Origin of the sequence: Microbacterium sp. HMWF026 (genome assembly GCF_003061325.1) — a bacterium.
In the GTDB taxonomy this organism is placed as follows: Bacteria; Actinomycetota; Actinomycetes; order Actinomycetales; family Microbacteriaceae; genus Microbacterium; species Microbacterium testaceum_E.
The window spans coordinates 570-8,030 of sequence record NZ_QAJB01000385.1 but is presented as its reverse complement, the minus strand read 5'-3'; the positions used below and the strand labels follow the sequence as shown (position 1 = coordinate 8,030).

General features: G+C 71.0%; 7 protein-coding genes. 1 reads left to right on the top strand and 6 read right to left on the bottom strand.

Annotated features, from left to right (window positions below; genetic code table 11):
- Window positions 1–286 precede the first annotated feature (286 nt).
- The 6 genes from DBR36_RS14320 to DBR36_RS14295 form a co-directional block, all read right to left on the bottom strand.
- Complete coding sequence (locus DBR36_RS14320) at window positions 287–697, bottom strand: dehydrogenase (protein WP_108320442.1); 411 nt, start codon at window positions 695–697, stop codon at window positions 287–289.
- 26 nt (window positions 698–723) lie between these two features.
- Window positions 724–1,440 carry a FadR/GntR family transcriptional regulator gene (locus DBR36_RS14315; RefSeq protein ID WP_108320441.1) on the bottom strand — a complete coding sequence of 239 codons (717 nt, stop codon included), beginning with the start codon at window positions 1,438–1,440 and terminating at the stop codon, window positions 724–726.
- Between the two features lie 24 nt (window positions 1,441–1,464).
- Entirely contained in the window at window positions 1,465–2,244 is a 780-nt protein-coding gene (locus tag DBR36_RS14310; RefSeq protein WP_108320440.1) for a 3-oxoacyl-ACP reductase, read from the bottom strand.
- Between the two features lie 106 nt (window positions 2,245–2,350).
- The gene (locus DBR36_RS14305; protein ID WP_108320439.1) at window positions 2,351–3,706 is read right to left on the bottom strand and encodes an aldehyde dehydrogenase; all 1,356 of its coding nucleotides are present in this window, start codon (window positions 3,704–3,706) and stop codon (window positions 2,351–2,353) included.
- Window positions 3,703–4,482 carry a gamma-glutamyl-gamma-aminobutyrate hydrolase family protein gene (locus tag DBR36_RS14300; RefSeq protein ID WP_108320438.1) on the bottom strand — a complete coding sequence of 260 codons (780 nt, stop codon included), beginning with the start codon at window positions 4,480–4,482 and terminating at the stop codon, window positions 3,703–3,705. The genes DBR36_RS14305 and DBR36_RS14300 overlap by 4 nt, the downstream gene beginning before the upstream one ends.
- A complete protein-coding gene (locus tag DBR36_RS14295) occupies window positions 4,463–5,818 on the bottom strand; it encodes a glutamine synthetase family protein (protein WP_108320437.1) in 1,356 nt (451 codons plus the stop codon). Before DBR36_RS14295 ends, DBR36_RS14300 begins: the two co-directional genes overlap by 20 nt.
- A 146-nt stretch (window positions 5,819–5,964) precedes the next feature.
- On the opposite strand from DBR36_RS14295, the gene DBR36_RS14290 reads away from it, so the two are divergent.
- Window positions 5,965–7,461 (top strand): amino acid permease (locus DBR36_RS14290; protein WP_108320444.1); only part of this gene is annotated, 1,497 nt, incomplete at its 3' end.

Here is a 7,461-nt window from a genome sequence, read left to right as displayed (position 1 = left end):
CGCCCCGGCGTGTCGACACCCCGGCCCGCAACTGTGCACGGGGCAAGACCCGGCCACCGCACCCGGCCCGGCCGGGGTGACTAACCGACGCCCCGCCGGCGAACCAGCCGTCCCTGCCGAGCACAACGGCGGGGATTCGTCGCGACACGCCGTGTTGGGCCGTCGCAGCCCCGGCATGTCGACACCCCGGCCCGCAGCCGTGCACGGGGCAAGACCCGGCCACCACACCCCGGCCCGCAACTGTGCACCCGGCAAGACCCGCCCACCGCACCCGGCCCGCGAACCCTCAGGCGTCGAGCGCGGCGATCAGGTCGGCCGGCGCCGCCTGGATGGGGTGCGGCCCGGCGATGTCGATGAAGACTGTGGTAATGGCATCCTGGTGCGCTCCGAGGAACGACCGCAACCACTGCGGGGACTGCAGCGCCACGTGCGGGGGCAGCGTCTCGGGCTTGTGCGCGGCGTCGCTGAACAGCAGCAGGGCGACCTGGCCGGTGTCGGGGGCGCGGTAGGTCCACACCTCGCCGACGCTCAGCGGGTTGTCGGCGTCGCCCGGAGTCATCAGCGGCACCACCGTCGGCCCGTGCCGCAGCGCGAAGGCGATCGCGGCCATGTCCTGGGTCTGCAGGGCGTCGGTCAGCGCGGTGTTCTTGAAGTCCATGTCGTGCTTCTTCCCCTTGCGCTTCTTGCTCCCGGCCATCCTCCGAGCCTAAACCGGCGGAGCGATCAGGCCAGGAATCCGCGCAGCAGCGCCTCGGATCCGGCGAGGTGGTCGCGCATGGCCGCGTGAGCGGCATCCGGTCTGCCCGCCAGGATCGCCGACACGATCGCGGCGTGCTGCGACGTGGAGTGGTCGATGTTGCGCGGCAGCAGCGGAAAGGTGTCGAGCCAGGCGTTCACGCGCGCGCGGTTGTCGGCCACGAGGGGAACGAGCGAGGGGATGCCGGCGAGCTCCGCGATCGTCAGGTGCAGCAACGTGTCGAGGCGACGGTAATCCTCTCCCCCGGCGTGCGCGGCGGCCTCGTGCCGCGCCCACAGCACGTCGCGCTCGTCGGCCGACAGCGAGCGGGCGGCGGCGGCCCACGCGGCGCCGGGTTCGAGCACGCTCCGCAACGAGATGACGTCCGAGAGGTCCGCGGGAGAGACCACCGCCGGCTCCGACGGACGCGGCACGGGGTCGACGACGAAGGTGCCGCCGTACCGTCCGCGCCGCGTCTCGAGCCACCCGGCGTCGGCGAGCTCGCGGATCGCCTCGCGGACGGTGTCGCGGCTGACGCCGTACAGCGCCGCGAGTTCGCGTTCGGCGGGCAGCGATTCGCCCGGGGCGACGAGCCCCAGACGCACGGTCTGCACGATGCGGGCCGTGGTGTCCTCGAGCGCGTTGCCGCTGCGCACGGGCCGGTAGACGGCTCGCCGCAGGTCGTCCAGGGGCGCCTCGCTCACCGCCTCAGCCTGTCATGTCGGGGATCAGAGCGGCGTCACGTAGGCGTTGGTGATACCGCCGTCGACGACGAACGCGGTCGCGGTGATGAATGAGGCGTCGTCGGATGCCAGGAACGCCACCGCCGCGGCCATCTCGTCGGGTTCGGCGAACCGGCCCATGGGCACGTGCACGAGGCGGCGCTGCGCGCGCTCGGGATCCTTCGCGAACAGCTCCTGCAGCAGCGGCGTGTTCACCGGCCCGGGGCAGAGCGCGTTGACCCGGATGCCCTGTCGGGCGAACTGCACGCCGAGCTCGCGGGTCATCGCCAGCACGCCACCCTTGGACGCGGTGTACGAGATCTGCGACGTGGCCGAGCCGAGCAGCGCGACGAACGAGGCGGTGTTGATGATCGAGCCGCGACCGGCGGGCACCATGTGCCGGAGTGCTGCGCGCGAGCACAGGTAGACGCTCTTGAGGTTGACGTCCTGCACGCGGTCCCAGGCGGGCAGCTCGGTCGTCTCGATGGAGTCGTCGTCCGCGGGCGAGATGCCGGCGTTGTTGAAGGCGATGTCGACGCTGCCGAGGTCGGCGGCGACGCCCTCGAAGAGGGCGTTCACCGAGTCCTCGTCGGCGACGTTCACCTGCCGGAACACCCCGCCCACCGCCTCGGCGGCGGCGGTTCCGGTGGTCTCGTCGAGGTCGGCGATGACGACGCGGGCGCCCTCGGCGGCGAAGCGCCGGGCGGTGGCCAGGCCGATGCCGCTGGCGCCGCCGGTGACGATGGCGACGCGGTCGCGCAGACGCTGGGTGAGGTCGATGGTCATGGTGCGGGTGTTCCTTTCGCGCGGGACCTCGTCCCGCTCAGGGCTGGTGGGGCCTCCAGACCGGCCGAGTCTGGGACGAGGACGGTCATCAGTGGGACGGGGGGGGTCATTCGGTGGCGTAGAAGACGTTCTTCGTCTCGGTGAAGTGCTCGGCGGCATCCGGTCCGAGCTCGCGACCGAGTCCCGAGGCCTTCATGCCGCCGAACGGGGTCGAGTACCGCACCGACGAGTGCGAGTTCACCGACAGGACGCCGCTGCGCACCCCGCGGGAGACCCGGATGCCACGGCCCAGGTTCTCGGTCCAGATCGACCCCGCCAGACCGTAAGCGGTGTCGTTCGCGAGGCGGATGGCATCCGCTTCGTCCTCGAAGGGCAGCACGGCCAGGACCGGCCCGAAGACCTCGTCGCGGGCGATGCGGTCTCCGGGCTGGGCGAGCACCACGGCGGGGGCGAACCAGAAGCCGTCCCCCTCGGGCGCCGAGCCGCGGAAGGCCACGTCGGCCCCGTCCAGGAAGCCCTGGACGGTGGAGCGATGGGATGCCGAGATCAGCGGTCCCATCTGGGTCGACTCGTCGTGGGGGTCGCCGACCCTCCACGCGGCGACGGCGGGTTCGAGCAACTCGAGGAACCGGTCGTACACGCGGCGCTCGACGAGCAGGCGGCTGCGCGCGCAGCAGTCCTGGCCGGCGTTGTCGAAGACCGATCCGGGGACGCCCGCCGCCGCCTTCTCGAGGTCGGCGTCGGCGAAGACGATGTTGGCGCTCTTGCCGCCGAGCTCGAGCGTGACGGGTTTCAGCAGCTGCGCGCATCCGGCGGCGACCTCGGTACCGACCTCGGTGGAGCCGGTGAAGACGACCTTGTGCACGTCGGGGTGCGTGACGAAGCGCTGGCCGACGACCGAGCCCGATCCCACGATGACGCGGAAGAGCCCCTCGGGCAGGCCCGCTTCGAGCGCGAGCTCGCCCAGGCGGACGGCGGTGAGCGGGGTCAGCTCGGCCGGCTTCAGCACGACGGCGTTGCCCGCGGCGAGCGCGGGGGCGAAGCCCCACGCGGCGATGGTCATCGGGAAGTTCCACGGCACGATGATCCCGACGACGCCGTAGGGCTCGTGGTAGGTGACGTCGAGGCCCCCGGCGACCGGGATCTGCGAGCCGATCAGGCGTTCCGGCGAGCCGGCGTAGTAGTTCAGCACCTGGGCGACATGCTGGGCCTCCCACCGGGCCGAACCGATGGGGTGCCCCGAGTTCTTCACCTCGAGCGCGGCGAGCTCGTCGACGTGCGCCTCGACGACGCGCGCGAACGCACGCAGCGCGTCGGCGCGGGCGACGGGGGCGAGCGCCGCCCAGGTGCGCTGCGCGCGCACGGCGTCGGCGACCGCGGCGTCCACCTCGGCGACGTCGGCGCGCTCGAGGGTGGTGATGGGTGCCCCCGTGGCGGGGTTCGTGACGGTGAAGGTGCTCATGCGGGGACTCCCTGGGGCTCGGAGGAGGTGCGGGCGGCCCGGTACCGCGCGGCCGCGGCGACGAGGCCGAGGAACAGCCGTCGGTCTTCGGCGTTCTCTTCGGGATGCCACTGCACGGCGACGAGGTAGTCCTCTCCCGGCAGCTCGACGGCCTGCACGAGCCCGTCGTCCGTGCGCGCGGTGACCCGGAGCCCCTCGGCGACGCGGTCGACGCCCTGGTGGTGGTAGCTGTGGACGCCGAGCTCCCCGGCGCCGACGAGACCCGCGAGCCGGGTGTCGGCATCCACCTCGACGGTGTTGTCGGCGAACACGCCCCCGCCGATGCGGTACCGCTCGGTACCGAGCACCTCGGGCAGGTGCTGGTGGAGCGTCCCGCCCAGGGCGACGTTGATCAGCTGCAGCCCGCGGCAGATGCCGAAGACCGGGATGCCGCGCTCCCGCGCTCCCGCGAGCAGGGCGAGCTCCCATTCGTCGCGGTCGGCGCGCGCGGGGTCGGTGGTGGGGTGGCGCTCGGCGCCGTACAGCTCGGGCTGCACGTCGAGCCCGCCGGTGAGGATCAGCCCGTCGAGCCCGTCGAGCACTGCCGCGGCGGCCTGCGTGGCGCGCGGCTGCGGCGGCAGCAGCACGGCCGTGGCGCCCGAGGCGGTCACCGCGTCGAAGTACTGCTGCGGCAGGAACGAGGCGCGCACGTCCCAGACCCCCTGCTTCGCGCGTTCGAGGTAGGTCGTCAGCCCCACGACGGGGGTCCTGCTCGGATCAGAGGCGCTCGAAACCACGCACCCGCTCCCAATCGGTCACGGCGGCGTCGTAGGCCTCGACCTCGATGCGCGCCTGGTTGAGGTAGTGCTCGACGACGTCGTCGCCGAAGGCGGCGCGGGCGATGGACGACTCCGAGAAGAGCCGCGCCGCCTCGCGCAGGGTCGTGGGAAGGGTGTCGACGCCGGCGGCGTAGGCGTTGCCGGTGAGCGGGGCGGGCAGGGCGAGTTCGTTCTCGACGCCGTGCAGTCCGCCCGCGATGATCGCCGAGACCGCGAGGTAGGGGTTCACGTCTCCGCCGGGGACGCGGTTCTCGACCCGCAGCGACGAGCCGTGGCCGACGACGCGCAGCGCGCACGTGCGGTTGTCGACGCCCCACGCGACGCCGGTGGGCGCGAACGACCCCTTCGCGTATCGCTTGTACGAGTTGATCGTGGGCGCGTACAGCAGCGTGAACTCGCGCAGGGTGGCCAGGATGCCGGCGATCCAGTGCTCCATGAGCGGGCTGAAGCCGTGCTCGCCGTCTCCGGCCATGAGCGCGGCGCCGTCGTCTCCGCGCACCGAGAGGTGGATGTGGCAGCTGTTGCCCTCGCGCTCGTTGAACTTGGCCATGAACGTCAGCGACTTGCCGTGGCGATCGGCGATCTCTTTCGCGCCGTTCTTGTAAAGCGTGTGGTTGTCGGCGGTTTCGAGCGCCTCGGCGTAGCGGAACGCGATCTCCTGCTGGCCGAAGTTGCACTCGCCCTTCACGCCCTCGCAGTACATGCCGGCGCCGTCCATCCCGACCCGGATGTCGCGCAGCAACGGCTCGAGCCGCGTGGTGGCGAGCAGGTTGTAGTCGACGTTGTAGTCGGTGGACGGCGTCAGCCCGGTGTAGCCCTTGGCCCAGGCGTCGCGGAACGAGTCGTCGAAGACGATGAACTCGAGCTCGGTTCCGGCGTAGGCGGTGAGTCCCCGCTCGGCCAGCCGGGCTCTCTGGGCGTTCAGGATGCCGCGCGGCGACTGCACCACGGCGGCGCGGTCCTCCCACGCGAGGTCGGCCATGACCAGGGCGGTGCCGGGCTGCCAGGGGATGCGGCGCAGCGTGTCGAGGTCGGGCACGAGCAGCATGTCGCCGTAGCCCTTCTCCCAGCTCGACATCGCATAGCCGTCGACGGTGTTGAGGTCGACGTCCACCGACAGCAGGTAGTTGCAGGCCTCGGCGCCGTGACTCTGCACCTCGTCGCGCCAGAATCGCGCGGCGACGCGCTTGCCGACGAGCCGTCCCTGCGCGTCGGGGAAGGCGACGACGACCGTGTCGATGTCTCCCGCGTCGATCGCGGCGTTCAGCTCTGCGGTGGTGAGATTGCCCGCCATGGTGTCCCTCTCGCCTTCTCGTCGCCTCCGCGACGGAGGACGTAACGAGGAACTTACACGCCAAAGGTAGACAGGTCGACCAATAGAGGGCCATGATCTTGCGCAAAGGCGAGCCCGAAGCCTGCCCGCATCCTCCCGGAGGTCACATGTCCACCTCGAGCAGTTCCCGCAAAAAGGTCGCTGGAGCCACCTATACCGCCACCGACGCCGCCTACTTCGAGAAACGCACCCTGAAACGGTCGGCCGGCGTCTGGGGCCTGTGGGGCCTGGCCGTCGCCGCCGTCATCTCGGGCGACTTCTCGGGCTGGAACTTCGGCATCGGCTTCGCGGGCTTCGGCGGCATGCTCATCGCCTTCGTCATCCTCGTCGTCATGTACTACGGCCTCACCTTCTCGATCGGCGAGATGGCCGCGGCGATGCCGCACACCGGCGGCGCCTACTCGTTCGCCCGGTCGGCGATGGGGCCGTGGGGCGGTCTGGCGACGGGTCTCGCCGAGACGATCGAATACGTCGCGACCACCGCCGTCGTCGTCTACTTCTCGGGGCAGTACGCCGACTCGGCTCTCGAACTGCTCACGGGCGTCAGCCTCCCGGCGTTCGTCTGGTGGATCATCCTCTACGCCCTGTTCATCGCCCTCAACGCCGCGGGCGCGAACATCTCGTTCGGCTTCGCGATCGTGGTCTCGATCATCTCGATCGGCATCATCGTCGTCTTCGGCGCGATGTCGCTCATGACGGGTGCCTTCGACTGGGGTTCGCTCTGGAACATCGCGCCCACCGACGGCAACACCGAATTCCTGCCCTTCGGCGTCGGATCGATCCTGCTCGCCCTGCCCTTCGCGATGTGGTTCTTCCTCGGCATCGAAGAGCTCCCGCTCGCGGCGGAGGAATCGCACGACCCCGCCCGCGACATCCCCCGCGCCGGCCTCTGGGCCCGCGGCACGCTCATCGTCACCGGTCTCATCGTGCTGTTCCTCAACACCGGCGTTCTCGGGGCCGAAGAGACCGGCGGCTCGCTCGAGCCCCTGCTCGACGGCTTCCGCGCGATGGTCGGCGATCAGGCGGCGGCCCTGCTGTCGCTCCTCGCGCTCGTGGGGCTGCTGGCATCCCTCATGGGCATCATGTTCGCCTACGGCCGCAACATGTACTCCCTGTCGCGGGCCGGGTACTACCCGCGCTGGCTGTCGCTCACCGGCGCCCGCAAGACCCCCTGGGTCGCGCTCGTGTTCGGCGCCGTCCTGGGCTTCCTCGCCCTGGTGATCGTGCAGGCCGCCGGCGGCGACGCCAGCCCCGCCGGGGCGATCGTGCTGAACATCGCGGTGTGGGGAGCGGTGCTGGCGTACTTCCTGCAGATGGTGGCGTTCATCGTCCTGCGGCGGAAGTTCCCGAACGCGGTGCGTCCGTACAAGAGCCCGTGGGGCCTGTTCGGGGCGTACTCGGCGGCCATCATCGCCGCGGTCGTGTTCTTCGGCCTGCTGCTCAACCCGGCCTACCTGCTCGCCATCGTCGCGATCATCGTCGTGTACGCGGTGATCTTCATCGGCTTCGCCGTCTACGGCCGCCACCGCCTCGTGCTCTCGCCCGAAGAGGAGTACGCCCTCTCGGGTGGACTGCACGGCGACCCGCAGAAAGAGGGCTACGAC